The sequence below is a fragment of the Oceanibaculum indicum P24 genome, from assembly GCF_000299935.1.
Taxonomy (GTDB): Bacteria; Pseudomonadota; Alphaproteobacteria; order Oceanibaculales; family Oceanibaculaceae; genus Oceanibaculum; species Oceanibaculum indicum.
Genome location: NZ_AMRL01000013.1, coordinates 18,821 through 41,701 on the forward strand (window position 1 = coordinate 18,821; position 22,881 = coordinate 41,701).

General features: G+C 65.4%; 24 protein-coding genes. 18 read left to right on the forward strand and 6 right to left on the reverse strand.

The features are described from left to right. Nucleotides 1-26: 26 nt before the first annotated feature. Genes P24_RS11045 through P24_RS11055 form a run of 3 tightly spaced genes read left to right on the forward strand, consistent with a single transcriptional unit; the run spans nt 27 to nt 5,070 of the window. A complete protein-coding gene (locus P24_RS11045; RefSeq protein WP_008944804.1) occupies nt 27-725 on the forward strand; it encodes a hypothetical protein in 699 nt (232 codons plus the stop codon). Beyond that, nucleotides 725-1,522: an OmpA/MotB family protein gene (locus tag P24_RS11050; protein WP_008944805.1), complete on the forward strand. Its 798-nt coding sequence runs from the start codon at nt 725-727 to the stop codon at nt 1,520-1,522. The genes P24_RS11045 and P24_RS11050 overlap by 1 nt, the downstream gene beginning before the upstream one ends. Next, nucleotides 1,519-5,070, forward strand: a complete 3,552-nt coding sequence (locus tag P24_RS11055) for a tetratricopeptide repeat protein (RefSeq protein WP_008944806.1) — start codon at nt 1,519-1,521, stop codon at nt 5,068-5,070. The genes P24_RS11050 and P24_RS11055 overlap by 4 nt, the downstream gene beginning before the upstream one ends. A gap of 7 nt (nt 5,071-5,077) precedes the next feature. Here the strand turns inward: P24_RS11055 and fliP are convergent, their stop codons facing one another. The 4 genes from fliP to P24_RS19815 are packed head-to-tail and all read right to left on the reverse strand — an operon-like array spanning nt 5,078 to nt 7,011. Further along, a complete protein-coding gene (gene fliP, locus P24_RS11060) occupies nt 5,078-5,824 on the reverse strand; it encodes a flagellar type III secretion system pore protein FliP (protein WP_008944807.1) in 747 nt (248 codons plus the stop codon). Next, nucleotides 5,821-6,225 (reverse strand): flagellar biosynthetic protein FliO, encoded by a 405-nt coding sequence (locus P24_RS19810; RefSeq protein ID WP_008944808.1) that lies wholly within the window; start codon nt 6,223-6,225, stop codon nt 5,821-5,823. The genes fliP and P24_RS19810 overlap by 4 nt, the downstream gene beginning before the upstream one ends. Before the next feature lie 22 nt (nt 6,226-6,247). Beyond that, nucleotides 6,248-6,571 (reverse strand): hypothetical protein, encoded by a 324-nt coding sequence (locus tag P24_RS11070; RefSeq protein WP_008944809.1) that lies wholly within the window; start codon nt 6,569-6,571, stop codon nt 6,248-6,250. Beyond that, nucleotides 6,568-7,011 carry an EscU/YscU/HrcU family type III secretion system export apparatus switch protein gene (locus tag P24_RS19815; protein ID WP_008944810.1) on the reverse strand — a complete coding sequence of 148 codons (444 nt, stop codon included), beginning with the start codon at nt 7,009-7,011 and terminating at the stop codon, nt 6,568-6,570. The genes P24_RS11070 and P24_RS19815 overlap by 4 nt, the downstream gene beginning before the upstream one ends. A gap of 240 nt (nt 7,012-7,251) precedes the next feature. On the opposite strand from P24_RS19815, the gene flgB reads away from it, so the two are divergent. The 14 genes from flgB (at nt 7,252) to P24_RS19250 (ending at nt 20,202) form a co-directional block, all read left to right on the forward strand. Then, nucleotides 7,252-7,665 (forward strand): flagellar basal body rod protein FlgB, encoded by a 414-nt coding sequence (flgB, locus tag P24_RS11080; RefSeq protein ID WP_008944811.1) that lies wholly within the window; start codon nt 7,252-7,254, stop codon nt 7,663-7,665. 45 nt (nt 7,666-7,710) lie between these two features. Then, on the forward strand, nt 7,711-8,127 hold the full coding sequence (gene flgC, locus P24_RS11085) for a flagellar basal body rod protein FlgC (protein ID WP_008944812.1): 417 nt from the start codon (nt 7,711-7,713) through the stop codon (nt 8,125-8,127). A gap of 39 nt (nt 8,128-8,166) precedes the next feature. Beyond that, on the forward strand, nt 8,167-8,475 hold the full coding sequence (gene fliE, locus P24_RS11090; protein WP_008944813.1) for a flagellar hook-basal body complex protein FliE: 309 nt from the start codon (nt 8,167-8,169) through the stop codon (nt 8,473-8,475). 32 nt (nt 8,476-8,507) lie between these two features. Then, on the forward strand, nt 8,508-8,774 hold the full coding sequence (gene fliQ / locus P24_RS11095) for a flagellar biosynthesis protein FliQ (RefSeq protein WP_008944814.1): 267 nt from the start codon (nt 8,508-8,510) through the stop codon (nt 8,772-8,774). A gap of 19 nt (nt 8,775-8,793) precedes the next feature. Next, nucleotides 8,794-9,558, forward strand: coding sequence for a flagellar biosynthetic protein FliR (gene fliR / locus P24_RS11100; protein ID WP_008944815.1), 765 nt, complete (start codon nt 8,794-8,796; stop codon nt 9,556-9,558). Between the two features lie 99 nt (nt 9,559-9,657). Beyond that, nucleotides 9,658-10,770 carry a flagellar biosynthesis protein FlhB gene (flhB, locus tag P24_RS11105; protein ID WP_008944816.1) on the forward strand — a complete coding sequence of 371 codons (1,113 nt, stop codon included), beginning with the start codon at nt 9,658-9,660 and terminating at the stop codon, nt 10,768-10,770. Beyond that, nucleotides 10,748-12,466, forward strand: coding sequence for an ATP-binding protein (locus tag P24_RS11110; protein ID WP_008944817.1), 1,719 nt, complete (start codon nt 10,748-10,750; stop codon nt 12,464-12,466). The genes flhB and P24_RS11110 overlap by 23 nt, the downstream gene beginning before the upstream one ends. Nucleotides 12,467-12,601: 135 nt before the next feature. Further along, nucleotides 12,602-13,684, forward strand: a complete 1,083-nt coding sequence (gene recA, locus P24_RS11115) for a recombinase RecA (protein ID WP_008944818.1) — start codon at nt 12,602-12,604, stop codon at nt 13,682-13,684. Nucleotides 13,685-13,973: 289 nt separating this feature from the next. Next, nucleotides 13,974-16,643, forward strand: a complete 2,670-nt coding sequence (gene alaS, locus P24_RS11120) for an alanine--tRNA ligase (protein ID WP_008944819.1) — start codon at nt 13,974-13,976, stop codon at nt 16,641-16,643. Between the two features lie 29 nt (nt 16,644-16,672). Next, nucleotides 16,673-17,518 carry an AAA family ATPase gene (locus tag P24_RS11125; protein ID WP_040707422.1) on the forward strand — a complete coding sequence of 282 codons (846 nt, stop codon included), beginning with the start codon at nt 16,673-16,675 and terminating at the stop codon, nt 17,516-17,518. Between the two features lie 21 nt (nt 17,519-17,539). Then, nucleotides 17,540-18,718 carry a vWA domain-containing protein gene (locus P24_RS11130; RefSeq protein WP_008944821.1) on the forward strand — a complete coding sequence of 393 codons (1,179 nt, stop codon included), beginning with the start codon at nt 17,540-17,542 and terminating at the stop codon, nt 18,716-18,718. Nucleotides 18,719-18,759: 41 nt separating this feature from the next. Then, complete coding sequence (locus P24_RS11135; protein ID WP_156816273.1) at nt 18,760-18,933, forward strand: hypothetical protein; 174 nt, start codon at nt 18,760-18,762, stop codon at nt 18,931-18,933. After that, the gene (locus P24_RS11140; RefSeq protein ID WP_008944823.1) at nt 18,930-19,220 is read left to right on the forward strand and encodes a type II toxin-antitoxin system death-on-curing family toxin; all 291 of its coding nucleotides are present in this window, start codon (nt 18,930-18,932) and stop codon (nt 19,218-19,220) included. Before P24_RS11135 ends, P24_RS11140 begins: the two co-directional genes overlap by 4 nt. A 145-nt stretch (nt 19,221-19,365) precedes the next feature. After that, the gene (locus P24_RS19250; protein WP_008944824.1) at nt 19,366-20,202 is read left to right on the forward strand and encodes a lytic transglycosylase domain-containing protein; all 837 of its coding nucleotides are present in this window, start codon (nt 19,366-19,368) and stop codon (nt 20,200-20,202) included. 63 nt (nt 20,203-20,265) lie between these two features. On the opposite strand, the gene P24_RS11150 is transcribed toward P24_RS19250, so the two are convergent. Then, complete coding sequence (locus P24_RS11150; RefSeq protein WP_008944825.1) at nt 20,266-21,480, reverse strand: NADP-dependent isocitrate dehydrogenase; 1,215 nt, start codon at nt 21,478-21,480, stop codon at nt 20,266-20,268. Between the two features lie 106 nt (nt 21,481-21,586). Next, nucleotides 21,587-22,171 carry an LOG family protein gene (locus tag P24_RS11155; RefSeq protein ID WP_008944826.1) on the reverse strand — a complete coding sequence of 195 codons (585 nt, stop codon included), beginning with the start codon at nt 22,169-22,171 and terminating at the stop codon, nt 21,587-21,589. 212 nt (nt 22,172-22,383) lie between these two features. Between P24_RS11155 and P24_RS11160 the strand changes: the two genes are divergently transcribed. Continuing rightward, nucleotides 22,384-22,881 (forward strand): c-type cytochrome, encoded by a 498-nt coding sequence (locus tag P24_RS11160; protein ID WP_008944827.1) that lies wholly within the window; start codon nt 22,384-22,386, stop codon nt 22,879-22,881.

The window sequence follows — 22,881 nt, forward strand, 5'->3', positions numbered from 1 at the left end:
GTTAGGTTAACGGGCGGCCGGAGTCGATGCAGGGCGAAGACGGGCAGAACGAAACGAAGAATCCCGCAGCGGCCAGTGCCCAGGCTCTGTTGAGCCTGTATCTCCTCCTGCTGGCCTTCTTCATCCTGCTGCAATCCATCTCCACCTTCGAGGACCAGCGCGCCGGCGAGGTGATGGAAGGGGTAAACCGCAGTTTCCCCTCCTTCCTGAAGTCCGGCACGGTCGGCGGCGACCGCATGACCAGCGGCGGCCTTGCCGAGGGTGCCGAAGCCTCGGCCCGGCTGGGTCCGCTTTTCGAAAGCCAGTTCACCCTGTCGCCGACGGCGCGCATGACGCCGGCCGACAGCTTCCGCGCGACCGTGCCGCTGGCGGAACTGTTCGAGGGGCCGGGTGAGGGGCTGAATCCGCAAATCGCCCCCTTCCTTGATCAGCTTGCCGATATTCTGCAGCGCCCGCCTGCCGGTGCACGGATCGAGCTTGAACTGCTGATTCCCGAAAAACCGGCTGCCATCGGCGCCAGCGGAAATGCCGAGACACCAACCATGCGGCGGCTTGCCAATCTGGTGCAGGCGCTCGTTCAGGCCGGCGCGCCGGCCAGCGTGCTGTCCATCGGCTATGGGCTTGGCAACGGAAACGGCAATGGCGATGGCCAGAAGATGAGCTTCCTGTTCCATGTCCGGAGCAGCGCCAGCACTGCCGTCACCTTCGGTCCGGAGAGCCGCTGATGCCCTCCGATCCGCTTTTTGGCCTGAACAGCGGCCCGCATGGTGGTGCAGGCAAAAACCCCAACGCACCAGATTCACCGCCGCAGCACAGCCCGTTCCATATCCTGCCGAAGGTCGGCGGGCCGTTCTGGCTGCTGACCTTTCTCGACGTCATCAGCCTGCTGCTGGCCTTCTTCATCATGCTGTTTGCCATGTCGAACCCCAGGACAGCAGACTGGGAGGAGCTGTCGGCCACCCTGGCCGACCGGCTGGCACCGAATGTGGAGACCGTGAAGCCGGCGCCGCCGACCGCGCTGACCATCGACGAAGACAAGACCGTACCGGGCCTGAACCTCGATTATCTGGTCTCGCTGCTGCGCGGCCATCTCGACAGCGATCCGCTGTTGGCACGAACCGTGCTTCACCGTTTTCCGGACCGGTTGATCCTCTCGATGCCGTCCGACCTGCTGTTCGCGCTGAACAGTGCCGCCCTCAACGACCAGGCCCGCCGGGCCCTGTTCGAGCTGGGCGGCCTGCTCGGCAACCTCAGCAACCGGACGGATGTGTATGGTCATACCGATCCCGCGCCGATCCGCTCCGGTCCCTATCGCAGCAACTGGGAGCTTTCGTTGGCGCGTGCACAGTCCGTAGCGACGGCGCTGCTGGAATCGGGTTATGATAAGCCTATGATCGTTCAAGGATTCGCCGATACGCGCTTCGTTTTTCTCGCCCGTGATATCCTCTCGCCCCGGCGTGAGGCGCTGGCGCGCCGCGTCGATATCGTGCTCTACCCGTCGCAGGCCGCGATCCTGCCATGAGGCGCGCCGCGATCCTTTCCCTGCTTGGGGCCCTGCTGGCGGCCCTGACTGGTGCGGCGTATCTCGCGCCGCTGCCGGCGCTTGCTCAGCAAACCGGACAGCCAGCCAGCAGCCCGGCACAGACGACGGCACCGGTGCAGGTGCCGGTGCGTGGTGGCCTGCATGAAGGCTATGGAAGGCTGGTGTTCGACTGGCCCGGTAATGTGGAATACACGGCGGCAGTCGAGGATGGTTCGCTCATCATCCGGTTCGACCGGCCGCTGCGCACGGATATCTCCGGCGCGCTCGCCAATCTGCGCAGCTTCCTGGCCGGCGGATCGCTGGAACCGGACGGCCGCACCCTGTCCTTCGTGCTGGCCAATGGCGATTTTGGCTTGCGCAGCTTCAAGATCGGCACCTCGGTCGTGCTCGACCTGCTGCGCCAGGGCGGGGCAGAGACGGCAGAATCCGCGCCGCCACCCAGCCCGCTGCCGGCCAATGCGCAGCAACCGGCACCAGCCAGTGTGCCAGCCAGTCCGGCGGCCACCGACCTCAGGGTGCGCGGCGCCGATCATGACGGCTATTCCCGTCTGGTGTTCGACTGGAATCAGCCGGTCGATTACACGGTGGACAGCCGGAACGGGCAGGCAACCCTGCGATTCGACCGGCCGGCCAGCTACGAGATCGGCACGCTGAACAGCCGGCCGCTGCGCAATGTGCGGCGGGTGGAACCGACAGGCGGCGACGGGCGCGGTGTGACCCTGCAGATCGCCCCCGATTCGCGGCTCAGGCATTTCCGCAGTGGCACGCGAATCGTGGTCGATGTGCTGAACCCTGCTTCCGGAGGCGCGCCGGAAACCCGACCGGCCTCCCAACAGGCAACTGCACCCACACCGACGCCCAAGCCGCCGGCCGGCGAGCGCGGCCAGCCAGCAGCGGCGCCCCAGCAGGCACCGCAGGCTCAGACTCCGGGCCAGCCTCCCTCCGCCGCAACCGCCAGCCCACAGGACCGCCCGCCCGGGGAACGCGGCCCGTCGCTGCCCGCACAGCCGGTCACGCCGGTTACCAGCCAGCAGACGGCGGATGCCCGCCCGATCCCGGGAGCAGGGCCGGCGGCGCAACCCCTGACCTCATCCCTGGCGCCGTCGCGAATCCAGGCCCCGGTACCGCTGGAGCAGCTACAGGGCGCACCGGTACCGGTGACGCTGCGCCGCGAGGGCGACATGGTGGCGCTGCGCTTCCAGTTCGAGGATTCCAACGCCGCGGCCGTGTTCCGCCGTGCCGCGCATCTGTGGATCGTGTTCGATGGTGCGCGTCGCTTCGACTTCTCGGCGGTGACGGATACCGACGCGGGCATCTTCTCTGAACTAACGCAGGTTCCGGTACCGAATGGCTCGCTGGCACGCGCGCGTCTGGTCCCCGGCGTCAATCCCCGGATCTGGCGCGACGGGCCAAGCTGGGTGATCGAGCTGCGCGCACAGCCGCTGCGCCCCGACGTGGCGCTGGCGACCGAGGTGCAGCCGGTCAGCCCGCAGGGGCCGCGCCTGTTCATTCCCGTTACCGGCATTGGCGAGACCGTTGTCGTGCGCGACCCGGAGGTCGGTGACGAGCTGCATATCGTGCCGCTGTCGATGCTGGGGCGCGGTATCGAGGGCGACCGGCGCTTTGCCGAGTTCGAGCTGCTGGCGACGGTGCAGGGTATCGCCGTGGTGCCGCTTGCCGATGGCGTGGCGGTACGGCAATTGCCGGATGGTGTCGCAATCACCAGCGGCGACGGTCTGGTGCTGTCGCGCGACCTGCCGGAACGGTCGGAGACCTTCGGGGAAGTTGCGTCGGACAGCGATATCCGCAAGGGCAAGCCTTTCGCCATGCAGGAATGGCGCGGCAACCAGGCGCCCGGCCAGGGTTTCTATCCCAAGCGGCAGCAGTTGCAATTCGCCCTGGCCGATGCCACCAGCATCGCACGCACCAAGCCGCGCATGGATCTCGCGCGCTTCTACTTCGCCAACGGCCTGGCGCCGGAGGCGATGGGGCTGCTCCGGATCATCGCGGAGGGCGATGCGGACTATGCGAACCTGCCCAGCTTCAAGGCGCTGCGCGGCGCTACCCTGTTCATGATGGGCCGCCACGAGGACGCGTTGAAAGACCTTTCCGACCGGGCGCTGGATGGTATCCGCGAGGTGGCGCTGTGGCGCGGCGCGGCCTTCGCGGCGCTCGGCAAGTGGAACGAGGCGGTGGAGCAGTTCGCCCGCGCCGGCGAGATTCCGGCCGACTATCCGCGTAACTACACGACGGAGATCGCGCTGCTGGCGGCCCAAGCGGCCATCCGCGTCGGCGACAACCGTGGTGCTGGCCAGTTCCTGAACGTGGTGGCGGCCGGCACGCCGACCGACAGCGAACAGGCGCGCATCAACTATCTGCGCGGGCTTGTGCTGCAGGCGGCGGGCGATACCGATGCGGCGTTCGAGCTGTGGCGTCCGCTGGCCGAGGGCGCGGACCGCTGGGCCCGGGTGCGGGCGGCACGCGCGATCATCGAGCAGGAGCTGGCGCAGGGCAAAATCTCCAACGCCGATGCGCTGCAGCGGCTGGAAAGCCTGCGCTTCGCCTGGCGCGGCGACGATCTGGAGTTCGATCTGCTGCGCCGGCTGGGCGACCTGTATCTGGCGGAGAATGATTACCGGAACGGTCTGGCGACGCTGCGCGAGGCGGCGACCCTGTTCCCGAATCATCCGGAAACGCCGACCCTGGCGCGCACCATGACCGACGCCTTCGCCAAACTCTATCTGGAAGGCGGTGCGGAGCGCATGCCGCCGCTGACAGCGCTGGCGCTGTACGATGATTTCCGGGAGCTGACGCCGCCCGGTGCGCGCGGCAACGAGATGATCCAGCGTCTGGCTGACCGTCTGGTGACGGTCGATCTGCTGGACCGTGCCGCCAACCTGCTGGACCGTCAGGTGAAGTTCCGCCTGGAAGGGGTGGAGAAGGCGCGGATCGGCGCCCGGCTGGCGCTCATCCGGCTGCTTGACCGTCGGCCCGAGGCGGCGGTCGGCGCGCTGGACGAGAGTGCTGTGCCCGGCATTCCGGTGGAGCTGGCGCGCGAGCGCAACCGGCTGCGGGCGCGGGCGCAGTTCGACCTCGGCAATCCCGAACAGGCCATCACCCTGCTGCAGCCGGACACCAGCCGCGAGGCCGACCTGCTGCGTGCCGATATCCTGTGGCGGCAGCAGGATTGGGCCGGCGCCGCCGAGGTGTTCGCCCGGCTGGCCGATCCGCTGGCCGACAAGCGCGACCTGACGGAGCGCGAGGCGACGCTGGTGCTGAACTGGGCGATTTCCGCCTCGATGAGCGAGAACACCCCGGCGGTGGTGCTGATCCGGCAGAATTTCGCGCAGGCGATGGACGCCACCCGCTTCCGCGAGGCCTTCCGCCTGATCACCAACACGACCTCGGGCGATTTGAACGATCTGCGGACGCTGACCCAGCGGTTCCAGGAGGTCGAGCGCTTCCAGTCCTTCCTCAGCGATTACCGGGAACGGCTGAAGGCCAGCCAGCTCAGCGCCATCAACTGACGCGTCTCTAGAGCGGCCCGAAGCTCTGCACCAGGCTGCCGGCGATCATGTACCAGCCGTCCAGCAGCACGAAGAAGATCAGCTTGAAGGGCAACGAGACGATAACCGGCGGAATCATCATCATGCCCATCGACATCAGGACCGAGGCGACCACCATGTCGATGATGACGAACGGGATGTAGATCAGGAAGCCGATCTCGAAGGCGCGCCGCAGCTCGCTGATCATGAAGGCGGGGACCAGCGCGCGCAGCGGCGTGTTCTCCCCCACCTGATCCGGCGTGGCCTTGGCGATGCCGAGGAACAGGTCCAGATCCTGCTCGCGCACATGGGTACGCATGAAGCTGTGGAACGGGGCGATCACCCGCTCCAGCGCCTCGGCCTCGTCAATCTGCTGGTCGAGCAGCGGCACCACACCCTCGTTATAGGCGCGCTCCAGCGTCGGCTGCATGATGAAGAAGGTCAGGAACATCGCCAGGCTGATCAGCACGATGTTCGGCGGGTTCTGTTGGGTGCCGAGCGCGAAGCGCATGAAGGACAGCACCACGATAATCCGGGTGAAGGAGGTGACCATCACCAGGATGCCCGGTGCGATGGACAGCACCGTGAACACCGCCAGCAGCTGGATGATGCGGGCGGTGGTGGAACCGTCCGGCGCGCCCAGGTCGAGATTGAAGCTCTGCGCCACCGCCATCTGTGGCAGCAGCAGTAGGGCCAGCGTCAGCAGTGCGGGCATCGCAAGCAGGCGGCGGCTCATTCGGCCGTCTCCGTGCCGGGGCGGCGGCCAAGGCGCGGTTCGCGCGGGCCAGCCGGTGCTACTGTTGCCTTGGTTGCGGGTTTTGCGGCGGGGGGCGTACGGTCCAGCACGGCATCGAAATCGGCGGTGCCGTCCGGCTCCTCCTCATCGAGGGATTCGATCAGCAGGTCGCTTTCCGGCCCCAGCAGCACCAGATGTTCCCGTCCGTCGCGGCGCAGCAGCACCAGTCGCCGCTTGGCATCCACCGGCAGCACCTCGACCAGCCGCAACCGCCGCTCGCCGCGCGTGCGCGGCAGGGCACCACCGATCCCGAGCCGGCGCATGACCAGATAGAACAGGCCGAGCAGGGCCAGGACGAAGACCAGCGCAAGAACGGCGTAGAGATAGCTTTCGATGTTCATGTGCCGGCCTTTTCGGGGAAATTCATCGGAAGCCTTTACCATAGGCACGCGCGGCATGCAGCCTTTGCGCGCTGGCCGGGTCCTGCCTTGTCTCGCCGGCCTTCTGCTCCATCCCGCCGCCTAGCTTTTCCGCCAGCTTTTCCAGTGCCTTGATCGCCTGTTCCATCGCCGGCAGCAGCGTGCGGGCCTCGGCGGCGGGCAGGGCGGTCGCCCCGGCGCAGGCCGCTGCAATGGCGCTGGTCAGGCCGGCCAGCTGGACAGGCCCCCCGGCGTCGAGCGCCTGGGCAGCGGCCTCTATATCGGCCTGGATACGGGCGAGGTTTTGGCGGGCTTCGGCGAGGGTCATGAGGTCGCAGGGCTGGCGGAGGACGGGCCGGTGTGGGGCGGGTTAGTAGGGGCCGCATCCTCGGTCAGCTGGTTGTTCGCGCGGTACACATAGGACAGGATTTCCGCGACAGCCGCGAAGGCCTCGACCGGAATTTCCTGATTGGCTTCCACCGCCATCAGCACCTGGGCGAGTTCCGGGTCGCGGCGCACCTTCACATCATGATCGAAGGCAAGGCGCAGGATCTTCTCGGCCACCGAGCCATAGCCCTGCGCCACCACCACCGGCGCCCGGTCGGCACCGCGTTCGTGATGCAGTGCGACCGCAATCTGCCGTTCGCCCTTCTTGCCACCGGACTCCGGGGGTGGCGACGGCACCTCAATTTCGTCGATGATGTCGAACAGCCGCTCGCCGAGCGAAGGCTTGTGGTGGCGCAGCTGCGGAGGCTTTTTCGGCTCCATGCGGTATCCCGTATGAATTCTGTCCGTCATCTTAACGCATTTTCCGGGGACGGGACACTCCGTGCGGCGATGCGGCAAATCTTGCCGGGGCGGCAGCGGACAGGCCGGAATCTCCTGCCGCGCCGTGCCGCCCTGTTTAAATAATTATGTGTTTTCAATGCATTGAGTTTCGGCACGTTGCTTGCTTTCATTCGGGCAAGGCAAACGGCCGATCCGGATGCGAGTTTAGGAGACGACGCGATGAGCATGGGCAATCTGGCACTGTTTCAGGGCATGAAGCAGAAGATGGACTGGCTGACCCAGCGTCATACCGTGCTGGCGGAGAATATCGCCAATGCCGACACGCCGGGCTACCGGGCGCGCGATCTGAAGCCGCTGGAATTCCGCTCGCTGGTGAAGGAAACCCCGCGGGTGAACATGGCCGCCACCTCTTCCAGCCACCTGACCGGCCTGCGCCGCGAGCCGGAGTTCCGCGTCAATGAGGAACGGCCGCGCAACGCCTACGAGGTCAGCATCAACCAGAATGCCGTGTCGCTGGAAAACCAGCTGACCAACGTATCGCAGAACCAGGCCGATTTCCGCCTCGCCAGCAGCCTGTACCGGCAGAACATCACCCTGATGAAGCTGGCCATCGGCCGCCAGCCGGGCGCTTAAGATCGGGCGCGTAAGACCAGGTAGCGGATAGAAGGAGAGAGCAGGATGTCACAGGATCTGATGCGCGCGATGACCGTCTCGACCTCGGGCATGAAGGCCCAGGGTCTGCGGCTGCGGGTGATCTCGGAAAACCTCGCGAACGCCGATTCGGTGGCGCAGGGGCCGGGGCAGGAGCCGTACCGGCGCAAGCTGGTGATGTTCCGCAACGAGCTGGACCGGGCCGACAATCTGCACAAGGTGTCGGTCAGCCGCGTGACGAACGACCCCTCGCAGTTCCAGACCAAGTACGATCCGACGCATCCCTATGCGGATCAGGACGGCTACATCATGACTCCGAACGTCTCCTCGCTGATCGAAACCATGGATATGCGCGAGGCGCAGCGCAGCTACGAGGCCAATCTGAACGTCGTCGAGACCTCGATGTCGATGCTGACCAGGACCATCGATCTTCTGCGCATTTGATGATAAATAGGAAGCGTTGAGCGCGAAGGAGGAAGTGCCATGGTTGCCCGGATCGGTGATGCGATCGCTGCCTATGCCAAGACCGGCCAGATCGACAGCGGTCCGTCTGGTGGCAGTGCGGTTGCGCCTGGCAAGGATTTCGCCAGCTTCCTGCGCGACAGCGTCCAGGAGGCGCACGAGGTCATGAAGGGCGGCGAGCAGATGAGCATGAAGGCCATCACCGGCAAGGCCGACCTCAATGATGTGATCGTCGCGGTGAACGATGCCGAGGTGACGCTGCAGACCGTCGTCGGCCTGCGCGACCGGATGGTCCAGGCCTATCAGGAAATCCTGCGCATGCCGATCTGATGGCCCGGTTCCACTAGGAAAAGGGCCGCGGCATGAACCCGAGTGATGTCATCGATGTTTCCCGCGAGGCGCTGCTGGCCACGCTGGTGATCAGCGCCCCGGCGATGCTGGTCGGGTTGGTCATCGGCCTGATCATCGCGCTGTTCCAGGCGTTGACGCACATCCAGGAAATGACACTGGTCTTCGTGCCGAAGATCATCGTGGTGTTCGCCAGCCTGTTTGTCTTCATGCCCTTCATGCTAAGCACGCTGCTGGATTTCTCGGCGACGCTGGTGGACCGCATCATCGGGCTGAATTAGCGGAGGCTGCTGCCGGCCGATGCCTTTCGAGCTGTTCCTTCCCGCCCAGTTCTTCGCCTTCTTCCTGGTGTTTTCGCGCGTCGGCGCGGCGCTCTCCATGATGCCCGGGCTGGGCGAGGGGCTGGTGTCCATTCGGGTCCGGCTGGCCTTCGCCATGCTGGTCAGCTTCCTGACGCTGCCGATGGTGCAGGACACGCTGCCGGCAATGCCGCCGACCGCGCCGCAACTGACCCTGCTGGTGGCCGGCGAGGTGGTGATCGGCCTGTTCATCGGCACCCTGTCGCGCATCGCGCTGACCATCCTGGAAATGGCCGGCTTCATCATCTCCATGCAGATCGGCCTTGCCTCGGCGCAGGTCTTCAACCCCAGTCTGGGCGCGCAAGGCTCGCTGCCGGGCGCATTGCTCAGCACCATCGGCGTGCTGCTGATCCTGGCGACCAACCTGCATCACATCTTCATCCTGGGGGTGGTGGACAGCTACACGCTGTTCACGCCCGGCGCGCCGCTGCCGGTGCAGGATTTCTCCATGGCGGTGACCCGGGCGGTGTCCGACGGGTTCCGCATCGCGCTGCAGATCGGCGCGCCGCTGCTGGTGATCGGCGTGCTGTTCCAGGTCAGCGTCGGTGTGCTGTCGCGCCTCATGCCGCAGCTGCAGATTTTCTTCATCGTGCTGCCGTTCCAGCTGCTGCTGGGCGTTTTCCTGTTCTCGCTGATATTGTCGGCCTCGATGATGTGGTTCCTGCGCTACTATGAAAGCGTGGTGATGCGCATGCTGGCACTTTGACTTAAGGTGCGGATAGGCAGGCACGGCAGCGCCAGCCTGTAAGTTTCATGAAGCGGAGCTGGCCCCCTGGCGGGAACCCGGCTCCAGACGGCGGAGGCCATGTCCGACGATCAGGACGAAGCGTCCAAAACAGAAGACCCGACAGACAAGAAACTGTCGGATGCCCGGGAGAAGGGCCAGGTCGCCGTCTCGCGCGAGATCGCGAGCTGGCTGGCGCTGGTCGGCGGGCTGCTGATCGTCAGCCTGTTCGCCAGCTTCATCTCCAAGCAGGTCTACACCACCATCCGACCCTTCATCGAAAAGCCGCACGAGCTGATCCTGGATGCGGCCAGTGTCGGCAGTGTCTTCGGCTTTGCGCTGGCCGGCACCGCCATCGCCCTCGCCATTCCGTTGCTGCTGTTCATGTTTCTGGGGGCTGCCGCGAACGTGATGCAGAATGGCGTGCTGTTCGCGCCGGAGGCGATTGCGCCGAAGCTGGAGAATATCTCGCCCCTCAAGGGGCTGAAAAAGATGTTCTCTTCCAGCGGGCTGGTCGAGTTCCTGAAGGGCATCTTCAAGATCGTGCTGGTGGGCGCGCTGCTGGGCGTGATCCTGTATCCGGAGCTGTCGCGGCTGGAAGAGATCATGCAGCTGGACCCGGTTTCCATGCTGGAGGAAATCCGCTGGATGCTGATCCTGCTGCTGGGTGGTGCCGTGGCGCTGATGGCGGTCATCGCCTTCGCCGATTTGGTCTATCAGCGCTACTCCTTCAACAAGCAGATGCGCATGACTAAGCAGGAGGTGCGCGACGAATACAAGCAGACCGAAGGCGATCCGATGATCAAGGGACGCCTGCGCAATCTGCGCATGCAGCGCGCCCGCCAGCGCATGATGGCCGCCGTGCCGCAGGCCACGGTGGTGGTCACCAACCCGACCCATTATGCGGTTGCCATCAAGTATGAGCGCGACAGCATGCAGGCGCCGATGGTGGTCGCCAAGGGCATCGACGCGGTGGCGCTGCGCATCCGCGAGATGGCGGAGGAACACAAGGTGCCGGTTGTCGAGAATCCGCCGGTCGCCCGCATGCTGTACGCGACGGTCGAGATCGACCAGGAAATCAAGCCGGAGCAGTATCAGGCCATCGCCGAGATCATCTCCTACGTCTTCCGCCTGAATCAGGGGCGTAATCCGAACATCAACCAGGGGCGCAATGGCGGATCCATCCGGCAATAGCCCCGCTACCGGCGGTCTGTTCGGCGACCTTGCCCGGCTGTTCGGCAAGGGCGGCGGTTCTGACGCTGCCCCGGATACCGGCCCGGTTACGGCGCCCGCGGGCGTTGAGACCTTCAACCCTGCTGGGGGTGGCCCTGTTGGCGGCAGTTTGGCCGGCATCGGCAGCGACCAGCTGTCACAGGCCTTCGAGAATGCGCCTCTGGCCATCGTCTTCGCCGACCGTGCGGGGCGGGTGCTGGCTGGCAACCGCATGTTCTGCGAACTGGCCGGTCTCGACAGCGTATCGCCGCAGGCCGGGCTGGCGCTGTCGGACCTCGTGATGGCCGAGGATGCCGGGCTGCTGGCCGAGGCCACCGGTCAGGCACTCGCCGGGTCGCCGCCGGGCCATCCGGTGGAGCTGCGCATGGCGCGCGATCCCGAACTGGTCGCCGCCGGCTTCGTCCGCGCCCTGCAATGCCCTGACGAGACGGCGGAGGAAGCGGAAAGTGCGCCCAGCCTGATACTGCATCTGATCGATGTCAGCCAGCGCAAGAAGCTGGAGGCGCAGTTCGTACAGTCGCAGAAGATGCAGGCGGTCGGCCAGCTGGCCGGCGGCGTGGCCCATGATTTCAACAATCTGCTGACCGCGATGATCGGCTTCTGCGACCTGCTGCTGCTGCGTCACTCGCCGGGCGACCAGTCTTTCGCCGACATCATGCAGATCAAGCAGAACGCCAACCGGGCGGCCAATCTGGTGCGCCAGCTGCTGGCCTTCTCGCGCCAGCAGACGCTGCGGCCGCGCGTGCTGGACGTATCGGAGGTGCTGTCGGAACTCTCCCACCTGCTGCGCCGGCTGATGGGCGAGAATATCCGGCTCGACATGCGCCATGGCCGCAATCTCGATCTGGTGAAGGCCGATCAGGGGCAGATCGAGCAGGTCATCCTGAACCTCGCCGTGAATGCGCGCGATGCCATGCCGGAGGGCGGCGCGCTGAGCATCGCGACGGAGACCATCGAGATCATCCGCGCCCAGCAGATTGGCTCGGAGGAGATCCTGCCCGGCCGCTATGTGAAGATCGAGGTTGCCGATACCGGCACCGGCATCCCGCCCGAAGTGGTGCCGCGCATCTTCGAGCCCTTCTTCACCACCAAGGCGGTCGGATCGGGGACGGGGCTCGGCCTGTCCACCGTCTATGGCATCGTGAAGCAGACCGGCGGCCATGTGCTGGTCAACAGCGAGGTGGGGGAGGGTACCAGCTTCTCCATCCTGCTGCCGGCTTACGCGGCGGATGCCGCGCAGGGCGCCGAGCCGGGCGAGGAGGCCGAGGCGCGCAACCGCGACCTGACCGGCGCCGGCACCATCATGCTGGTGGAGGATGAGGACCCGGTCCGGCTGTTCAGCGCGCGCGCGCTGCGCAACAAGGGCTACAAGGTGATTGAGGCACGCTCCGGCGAGGCAGCGATGGAAATCCTCGCCGCCGAGGAGGAGCCGATCGACCTGCTGATCACCGATGTGGTCATGCCGGGCATCGATGGGCCGACGCTGATCCGCCTGGTCCGCGAACGCCGGCCGCACATCAAGGTGCTGTGTATTTCCGGCTATTCCGAGGATGCGCTGCGCCAGCGCATCGCCGAGGAAACCGGCATCGCCTTCCTGTCCAAGCCGTTCAGCCTGAAGCAGCTGGCCGGCCGCGTGAAGGAGCTGCTGGACGGTTGATCCCGCCCAGGGCGATTACCGCGCACGAAAATGAGAACAAATCAGGAAAATCTGTTGCGATATGGAACATATCGTGTACATTAATCCCTGCGTTGCCAGCCGGCGCCGCGCTGTGAAATAACAGGGAGCATTGCCATGTCGGCACAACTTCTCCGCCTCGTCGAAGGGGACAATATGGATAAGCAGAAGGCTCTGGATGCGGCGCTGGGGCAGATCGAGCGCGCATTCGGAAAGGGCTCGATCATGAAGCTGGGGCAGCGCGATTCGGCCGTGGAGATCGAGGCGATCTCGACCGGCTCGCTCGGCCTGGACATCGCGCTGGGCATTGGCGGGCTGCCGCGCGGTCGCATTATCGAGATTTACGGGCCGGAAAGCTCGGGCAAGACGACGCTGGCGCTGCATGCGGTGGCCGAGGCGCAGAAGGTCGGCGGCACCTGTGCCTTCGTCGATGCGGAGCATGCGCTGGACCCGACCTATGCGCGCAAGCTGGGCGTGAATGTCGATGAGCTGCTGATCTCGCAGCCCGATGCCGGCGAGCAGGCGCTGGAGATTGCCGATACGCTGGTGCGTTCCGGCGCCATCGACGTGCTGGTGGTGGACAGCGTGGCCGCCCTGGTGCCGCGCGCCGAGCTGGAAGGCGAGATGGGCGACAGCCATGTAGGATTGCAGGCCCGGCTGATGAGCCAGGCGCTGCGCAAGCTGACCGCCTCGATCTCCAAGTCGCGCTGCATGGTGATCTTCATCAACCAGATCCGCATGAAGATCGGCGTCATGTTCGGCAATCCGGAGACCACGACCGGCGGCCATGCGCTGAAATTCTACGCCTCCGTCCGTCTCGACATCCGCCGCATCGGCGCGATCAAGGACAAGGACGAGGTGGTGGGCAACCAGACCCGCGTGAAGGTGGTGAAGAATAAGGTGGCGCCGCCCTTCCGCGTCGTCGAGTTCGACATCATGTATGGCGAGGGCGTGTCGAAGATGGGCGAGCTGGTCGATCTCGGCGTGAAGGCCAATATCGTCGAGAAGTCCGGCGCCTGGTTCTCCTACAATGGACAGCGCATCGGCCAGGGCCGGGAGAACGCCAAGAACTTCCTGCGCGAGAACACCGCCATGGCGCAGGAGATCGAGCAGAAAATCCGTGCCAATGCCGGCATCGTCTCGGAGGCGCTGATGGGCGCACCGGAGGATGACGGCCCCGACTCCCCGCCGGAGGAGTAAGGCTGGTTTCCGCCGCTGGACAGCGTTCCCGGCGGCCCGTATAAGCGAAGACCCGCTGGTGATCGGCGGCGCGGATGCCCTGACAGGCTCTTATGGCCTGATCGGGACAGTTCGCGCCGCTTTGCCATATGCGCCATCTGTGTGCGCTGCAGGGAAGGCCCGCATCGGCGGGACTTCACGGCGGTGCCCGATGGCACGATATAAGGGAATTGGGCACGGGAAACGGCAGGCCGGCTTTGACGGTGCCATACCCGACGCGAAACCTGGACCAAGCTAGAAGACTGCACGCATGAACACGGCGAACGATATCCGCAAGACCTTCCTGGAGTATTTCGCGCGCAACGGGCACGAGATCGTTTCCTCCAGCCCGCTGGTGCCGCGCAACGACCCCACCTTGCTGTTCACCAATGCCGGCATGGTGCAGTTCAAGAATGTCTTCACCGGCGCCGAGACCCGGCCCTATGATCGGGCGGTCACCTCGCAGAAATGCGTGCGTGCCGGCGGCAAGCACAATGATCTGGAGAATGTCGGCTATACCGCGCGTCACCACACCTTCTTCGAGATGCTGGGGAATTTCTCCTTCGGCGATTATTTCAAGGAACGCGCGATCGAGCTGGCCTGGAACTTGGTCACGAAGGAATACGGCCTGCCGAAGGACCGGCTGCTGGTCACCGTCTATGCCGAGGATGAGCAGGCGCACGGGCTGTGGAAGAAGATCGCCGGCCTGACCGACGACAAGATCATCCGCATCGGCACCTCCGACAATTTCTGGCAGATGGGCGATACCGGCCCGTGCGGCCCGTGCTCGGAAATCTTTTTCGATCATGGCGACAAGATCCCGGGTGGCCCTCCCGGCAGCCCGGACGAGGATGGCGACCGCTTCATCGAAATCTGGAACCTGGTGTTCATGCAGTTCGAGCAGCGGGCACCCGGCGACCGTGTGTCGCTGCCGCGCCCGTCGATTGATACCGGCATGGGGCTGGAGCGCATCACCGCCGTGCTGCAGGGCAAACACGACAATTACGATATCGACCTGATGCGCGCCCTGATCGAGGCCTCGGCGGAGGCATCGGGCGTCGATCCCGACGGGCCGTTCAAGACCTCGCACCGGGTGATCGCCGATCATCTGCGCGCCAGTTCCTTCCTGATCGCCGATGGCGTGCTGCCGGCCAATGAGGGTCGCGGCTATGTGCTGCGCCGGATCATGCGCCGCGCCATGCGCCACGCCCACATGCTGGGCTGCCGCGAGCCGCTGCTGTGGCGTCTCGTGCCCGCCCTGGTGCGCCAGATGGGCGAGGCCTATCCGGAACTGTCGCGCGCCCAGGCGCTGATCGTCGAGACGCTGAAGCTGGAGGAAAACCGCTTCAAGCAGATGCTGGATCGCGGCCTGAAGCTGCTGGAGGAGGAGACCGCCAGCCTGGGTTCCGGCGGCACCCTGTCCGGAGAGGTGGCCTTCAAGCTGTACGATACCTATGGATTCCCGCTCGACCTGACGCAGGACATCTTGCGCGGCCAGGGCGGCAGCGTCGATACGGCCGCCTTCGATGCCGCCATGGCGCGCCAGAAGGCCGCTGCCCGCGCTGCCTGGGCCGGCTCCGGCGAGGCGGCGACCGAGACTGTCTGGTTCGACATCCGCGAGAAGACCGGCGCCACCGAATTCCTGGGCTATGCCGAGGATGTGGCGGAGGGCCAGGTGATGGCGCTGGTGGTGGACGGCAAGCCGGTGCATGCCGCGAAGCAGGGCGACAAGGTCGCGCTGGTCGCCAACCAGACGCCCTTCTATGCCGAATCCGGCGGCCAGATGGGCGATGCCGGCACCATTATCACGGCCAATGGCGCGGAAATCCGCATTTCCGACACGCAGAAGAAGCTGGGCGCGCTGCATGTTCATCTGGGCGAGGTGGTGAAGGGCGAGGTGACGACCGGCGACACGGCCGAATTCCGCATCGACACCACGCGTCGCGATGCACTGCGTGCCAACCATTCGGCGACCCATCTGCTGCACGAGGCGCTGCGCCGCCGGCTGGGCGATCATGTCACGCAGAAGGGCTCGTTGGTGGCACCGGACCGGCTGCGGTTCGACATTAGCCATCCGAAGGCTCTGTCGCCGGAGGAAATCCGCGATGTCGAGGCGGAGGTGAACAGCCGTATCCGGGTGAATGCCGATGTGAACACCTCGCTGATGACCCCGGAGGAAGCGGTGGAGGCCGGCGCGCTGGCGCTGTTCGGCGAGAAATACGGTGAGGAGGTGCGCGTCGTCTCGATGGGCGGCGCGGAGCCGGAAAAGGGCAAGTTCGGCAGCTTCTCGACCGAGCTGTGCGGCGGCACCCATGTGCGCCGCACCGGCGATATCGGCTTCCTGAAGATCATCGGCGAAAGCGCGGTGTCGGCCGGTGTGCGCCGTATCGAGGCGGTCACCGGCATCGGCGCGCTGGCCCATGTCGAGCAGCAGGAGGCGCTGCTGGCGGAGACGGCCGGCGTGCTGAAGGCGGCCCCCTCGGAACTGCCGTCGCGCGTTGCGGCCCTGGTCGAGGAGCGCCGCCGGCTGGAACGCGAGCTGGTGGAACTGCGCAAGAAGATGGCCAGCGGCGGCGGGGCGGCCAGCGAATCGGCCGCCAAGGATGTGGCGGGCGTGAAATATGCCGCGCGCCGGCTGGATGATGTGCCGGCCAAGGAGCTGAAGGGCATGGCCGACGCGCTGAAGAAGCAGGTCGGCTCCGGCGTCGTGGCGCTGGTCGCGGTGCAGGACGGCAAGGCCTCGCTGGTGGTCGCGGTCACCGATGACCTCACCGGCCGCTTCAGCGCGGTGGATTTCGTGCGCGTCGGCTCCGAGGCGCTGGGCGGCAAGGGCGGCGGTGGCCGTCCGGACATGGCGCAGGCCGGTGGCCCCGACGGCGACAAGGCTGACAGCGCGCTGGCGGCCATTGAGCAGGCGCTGGCGGCGAAGGCGGCGGCCTGACCATGGATGGTGCTAAGGCGGCAAGCGATCTGCGCTTCGACGGGACCGACGATTACGTCGCCACCGCCGACCTGACGCTGGCGGTAAACGCCGCCATCACGCTGCAGCGGCCCCTGCTGGTGAAGGGCGAGCCCGGCACCGGCAAGACCGTGCTGGCGCATGAGGTGGCGAAGGCGCTGGGCCTCGGCCTCATCGAATGGCATGTGAAGTCCACCACCAAGGCGCAGCAGGGGCTGTACGAATATGATGCGGTCAGCCGGCTGCGCGACAGCCAGCTCGGCGACGAGAAGGTGAAGGACATCGCCAACTACATCCGCCGCGGCAAGCTGTGGGAGGCCTTCGTCGCCGACAAGCCGACCGTGCTGCTGATCGACGAGATCGACAAGGCGGATATCGAGTTCCCGAACGACCTGCTGCTGGAACTCGACCGGATGGAGTTCTTCGTCTACGAGACCGGCGTAGTGGTGAAGGCGGCGCGGCGGCCCATCGTCATCATCACCTCGAACAATGAGAAGGAGCTGCCGGACGCCTTCCTGCGCCGCTGCTTCTTTCATTACATACGCTTTCCCGATGCCGACACGATGGCCGACATCGTCGAGGTCCATTTCCCGGGCATCAAGCAGGCGCTGCTGCGCGAGGCGCTGGCCAGCTTCTACGAGCTGCGCGACGCGCCGGGCCTGAAGAAGAAGCCCGGCACTTCTGAATTGCTGGACTGGCTGAAACTGCTGCTGGTCGAGGATATCCCGCCGGAGGCGCTGCGTGCCAAGGATGCGAAAAGCGCCATTCCGCCGCTCTATGGCGCGCTGCTGAAGAACGAGCAGGACGTGCAGCTGTTCGAGCGTCTGGCCTTCCTCGCCCGCCGCGACGGACGCTAGGCGCAGGATCGGGGGAGGCGGATGTTCGTCAGCTTCTTCCTGGAACTGCGCAAGGCCGGCGTGCCCGTATCCTTGCGCGAATATCTCAGCCTGCTGGAAGGGGTCGAGGCCGGCGTGCCCGGCTATTCGGTCGAGAATTTCTATTATTTCTCCCGCGCCGCGATGGTGAAGGACGAACGCCATCTCGACCGTTTCGACCAGGTGTTCGGCCATGTCTTCAAGGGGCTGGAACTGCTGGACAGCGTGTTCGGCGCGGACATTCCCGAGGAATGGCTGCGCAAGCTGGCCGAACGCCACCTCAGCGAGGAGGAGAAGCGCCAGATCGAGGCACTGGGCGGCTGGGACAAGCTGATGGAGACACTCCACCAGCGGCTGGAGGAGCAGAAGAAGCGCCACCAGGGCGGCAATAAATGGATCGGCACCGCCGGCACCTCGCCCTTCGGTGCCTATGGCTACAATCCGGAAGGCGTGCGCGTCGGCCAGGACGGCAACCGCAATTTCCGCGCGGTGAAGGTGTGGGACCAGCGCGCCTACCGCAATCTCGACGACAGCGTGGAGATCGGCACCCGCAACATCAAGGTGGCGTTGCGCCGGCTGCGCCGCTTCGCCCGGCAGGGGGCGGCGACAGAGCTGGACCTTGACGGCACCATCCGTTCCACCGCGCATAATGCCGGCCTGCTCGACCTGAAGATGCGCCCGGAACGGCACAATGCGGTGAAGCTGCTGCTGTTCTTCGATGTCGGCGGATCGATGGATGGCCATATCCGCGTTTGCGAGGAGCTGTTCTCCGCCGCGCGGGCCGAATTCAAGCACATGGAATATTTCTACTTCCACAATTGCCCGTATGAGCGGGTGTGGAAGGACAATAACCGGCGCGGCATCGACAAGATTCCGACCTTCGAGGTGCTGCGCACCTATGCCGCCGACTACCGCGTCATCTTCGTTGGCGACGCCTCGATGAGCCCCTACGAGATTTTCCAGCCCGGCGGCTCCGTCGAGCACTGGAACGAGGAGGCCGGCGCGGTCTGGATGAAGCGGCTGCTGGACACCTATCCGCGCGCCATCTGGCTGAACCCGGTGGCGGAGGGGCGCTGGCCCTGGTTCGAATCGATCCAGGCGATCCACCAGATGATGGAGGGCCGCATGTTCCCGCTCACCCTCGACGGGCTCGACCGCGGCATCCGCGAGCTGACGCGCTAGGGCTGGTTGTATAGGGCATATTGCCCTATTATCTCTTCATTATGACCACGCCGACGAAGAAGACCGATCACGCGGCCAAGGCCGAGGAAACCCGGCCTGATGTGGTGCGTCGTTCTGGCGACGGGGAAGGCTACGAGCCCCGGGACAGCCTTAAGAAGGCAGCCGATTGGGCGTTCAAGCGCTATGAGCGCACCTTCAAGGCATTGGCGAAGTGATCGAGCCGCTCTGGCTCACTGTCCCTGACGTCCTGTATCTTCACGAACGCTCGATCGAATTGTTCGGCGGTTCGTACGGAACACGCGAAGAGGGCTTGCTGGAGTCTGCCGTGATGCGGCCGCAACAGCTTTGGTCTTACACCGAACCGCCGCCTAGCCTTTCTGATCTGGCGGCAAGCATTGGCTTCGGCCTGGCCCGTAATCATCCGTTATCGATGGAAACAAGAGAACCGCTTATGCGGCTGTTCTCTCGTTTCTGTATGAAAACGGCGCCTATCTTGATGTGAGTGAACTTGAGGCGGAGCGGGTGATGGTGAATGTGGCGAGCGGCCTGATGCCCGAAGCCCTTTTCGCTTCCTGGATCAGCGCGAATAGTCTCGCGACCGACGACTGATCCCGCCTTGGCACGGGGGTTGCTTATACCCTGGTGCCATGAAGAAAACGATCCTGACCCTCATCCTCCTTGCCGGTGCCGCGCTGCTGCCGCAGCGCGCCGAGGCGCTTGGCACGACGGCCGGCACGCTGCCTGACCTGTGCGGGGCGGCGATTGCCCGGACCGAGGAAGCGCGTGGCATTCCGCGCAATTTCCTGCGTGCCGTGGGGCTTGCCGAGTCCGGCCGCTGGGACAGCAAGGCCGGGCAGGGCGTACCCTGGCCCTGGACCGTGACGGCGGAGGGGGAGGGCAATTATTACCCCACCAAGGCGGCAGCGATTGCCGCCGTGCGCCGCTTGCAGGCCCGCGGGATCAAATCCATCGATGTCGGCTGCATGCAGGTGAACCTGTACTGGCATGGCAGCGCCTTTTCCGGCCTGGCGGACGCCTTCGAGCCGGAGGTCAATGTCGCCTATGCCGCCGACTTCCTGTCTCGGCTGAAGGAGGAACGGCGCAGCTGGCAGAATGCGGTCGGCTACTATCATTCCGCCACGCCGGAATTCAACCAGCGCTACCGCGCCAAGGTGCTGCGGCTGTGGCAGGGCGTGCGCGACCAGGACTTTGCCGGCGTGGAGGAGGAAGTGCGCTTCTCCGAGACCGCCCGCTCGGCGGCGCGGCGGCAGCTGCCGACCATGATGCCGGCCTGGGCGAAGAGCGGCGGTGCGGCGGAAACCGCGGCCGCCGTCCCGGCCTCGGCGCGTATCGCTGCCGGTGCGCGGCAGCAGGTGGCGCAGCGCGAGACGCCGTCCGCCGGCGGCCTCAACGCCTACCGCAAACGCGCGGTGCCGACGCCGGAGACTTTCCAGGCGGTTCCGGAAAGCCTGGTAACCCGTTAACAGAACAAAGAAAAGGGCGCCGGATGATCGGCGCCCTTGCTCTTTTCGCTAAAGGGATGGAGGTCAGCCCATCGCCTTCTGCAGGTTCTTGTCCAGCGCGTCGAGGAACTGGTTGGTGGTCATCCAGGGCTGGTCCGGGCTAATCAGGATGGCAAGGTCCTTGGTCATCTGGCCGGCCTCGACGGTCTGGATACAGACCTTCTCCAGCGTCTCGGCGAACTTCGCCACTTCCGGCGTCTCGTCCATCTTGGCGCGGAAGGAAAGGCCGCGCGTCCAGGCGAAGATCGAGGCGATCGGGTTGGTCGAGGTCTCCTTGCCCTGCTGATGCTGGCGGTAATGGCGCGTCACCGTGCCGTGCGCGGCCTCCGCCTCGACGGTCTTGCCGTCGGCGGTCATCAGCACCGAGGTCATCAGGCCCAGCGAGCCGAAGCCCTGCGCCACCGTGTCGGACTGCACGTCGCCGTCATAGTTCTTGCAGGCCCAGACATAGCCGCCGGACCACTTCATGGCGCAGGCCACCATGTCGTCGATCAGGCGATGCTCGTAGGTCAGGCCCTTGGCCTTGAACTTGGAGGCAAAATCGGCGTCGAACACTTCCTGGAACAGGTCCTTGAAGCGGCCGTCATAGGCCTTCAGGATCGTGTTCTTGGTGGACATATAGACTGGCCAGCCAAGGTCCAGGCCGTAATTGAAGCAGGCGCGGGCGAAGTCGCGGATCGAATCGTCCAGATTGTACATGCCCATGGCCACGCCGCTCGACGGGAAGTCATAGATGTCGAACTGCTGCGCCGGGCCGCCATCGGCCGGCTGGAAGGTCATGGTCAGCTTGCCGGGCCCGGGCACCTTGAAGTCGGTGGCGCGGTACTGGTCGCCGAAGGCATGGCGGCCGATGACGATGGGCTGGGTCCAGCCCGGCACCAGGCGCGGCACGTTCTGGCAGATGATCGGCTGGCGGAACACGGTGCCGCCCAGAATGTTGCGGATCGTGCCGTTCGGCGACTTCCACATCTTCTTCAGGCCGAATTCCTTCACCCGGTCCTCGTCCGGGGTGATGGTGGCGCACTTCACGCCCACGCCGTACTTCTTGATCGCATTGGCGGAATCGATGGTGATCTGGTCGTCGGTCTTGTCGCGGGCCTCGATGCCGAGGTCGTAATACTTCAGATCGACGTCGAGATAGGGCAGGATCAGCTTGTCCTTGATCATCTGCCAGATGATGCGGGTCATCTCGTCGCCGTCCAGCTCGACGATCGGATTCTTAACCTTAATCTTCGCCATGCGTTTTCTCCTCTTGCCGGCGCGTCGGGGCCGGCGCACCTTTATTTGCCGCGGCGAACAATATCAGGCCGTCCGCACGGCGCAATAGCCGGTTACGGATGGCAGGTCACTGCCATTTCACTTCCGGGCCGGGGATCGGTTCCGGTGCCTCCGCCAGGGCGGCGAAGGCGGCATCGATGTCGGGCACGAAGCGCAGCAGGGCGCGGTGCTGTTCGCTCACGAAACCTTCCGCGATCATGTGGTCCATCATGGCCCGCAGCGGCGCCCAGTAACCCTTGGCATCGATGATGATGATCGGCTTGGAATGCAGTTTCAGCTGCCGCCAGGTGGCAATCTCGAAGGTCTCGTCCAGCGTGCCGAGGCCACCCGGCAGCACGATGAAGCCGTCTGACCGCTCGGCCATGATCATCTTGCGCTCGTGCATCGTCTCCACGACGATCAGTTCGGTCGCCCCGCCATGGCCGACCTCCAGGCGCATCAGGTGGCGCGGGATGATGCCGGTGACCTTGCCGCCGGCGGACAGCGCGGCATCGGCGGCCTCGCCCATCAGCCCGACCTTGCCGCCGCCATAGACCAGTTCGATGCCGGCTTTCGCCATGCGTTCGCCGACGGCGCGGGCAAGCTGCTTGTAGTCGGGATCGACGCGGCCGGAGGAGCCGCAATAGACACAGAGGGATTTGATGTTTTCCATGCGCGGCGATATCGCATTGCCGTGCTGCCCGGTCAACCGTGCAGTGGTGACGATCACAAATGCGTGTGTGGTACCGTCGCCCGCGCGTTCCGGCTGCGCTGAGGCTTTACCCTGTTTGCGAAACCGGACATGCTTTCAGCGCGGCGGCGTGGGTCGCCGTTTTTCATGTGCTAGCCAGTCGGATTCGGCCGAATCGGGAGAGGACCAGACAGATGAGCAAAGCCCATTTCAGCAAAGCCCTGCGTGTCGCCGTCACCAGTTTCTGCGCGGCCGGCGTGCTCGCCGGCAGCGTGTTTGTGGGCGCGGCGGTTGCCGCTGACCGCAAGCCTGAGGATGCCCTGAAGTACCGCAAGGGCGTGCTGACCGGCCTTGCCTGGCATTTTGGCCCGGTGGTCGCCATGGCCAAGGGCGAGGCGCCGTTCGACCAGAAGCAGCTTTCCGAGCGCGCGGCAGCCATGGCGGCGCTGTCCAACATGCTGGGCGAAGGCTTCATCCAGGGCACGGCGCAGGGTCAGATCGACGGCAGCCGGACGCTGCCGGTGGCCTTTACCGACAGCGCCGACTTCCAGAAGAAGCTGGAGGCGCTGCAGACCGCCACCGCCGCGCTGGCCTCGGCCTCCGGCTCGGTGGCGCAGGGCGATCTCGGCAAGCATGTCGCCGCCATCGGCGGATCCTGCAAGGCCTGCCACGACACCTATCGGGCAAAATAG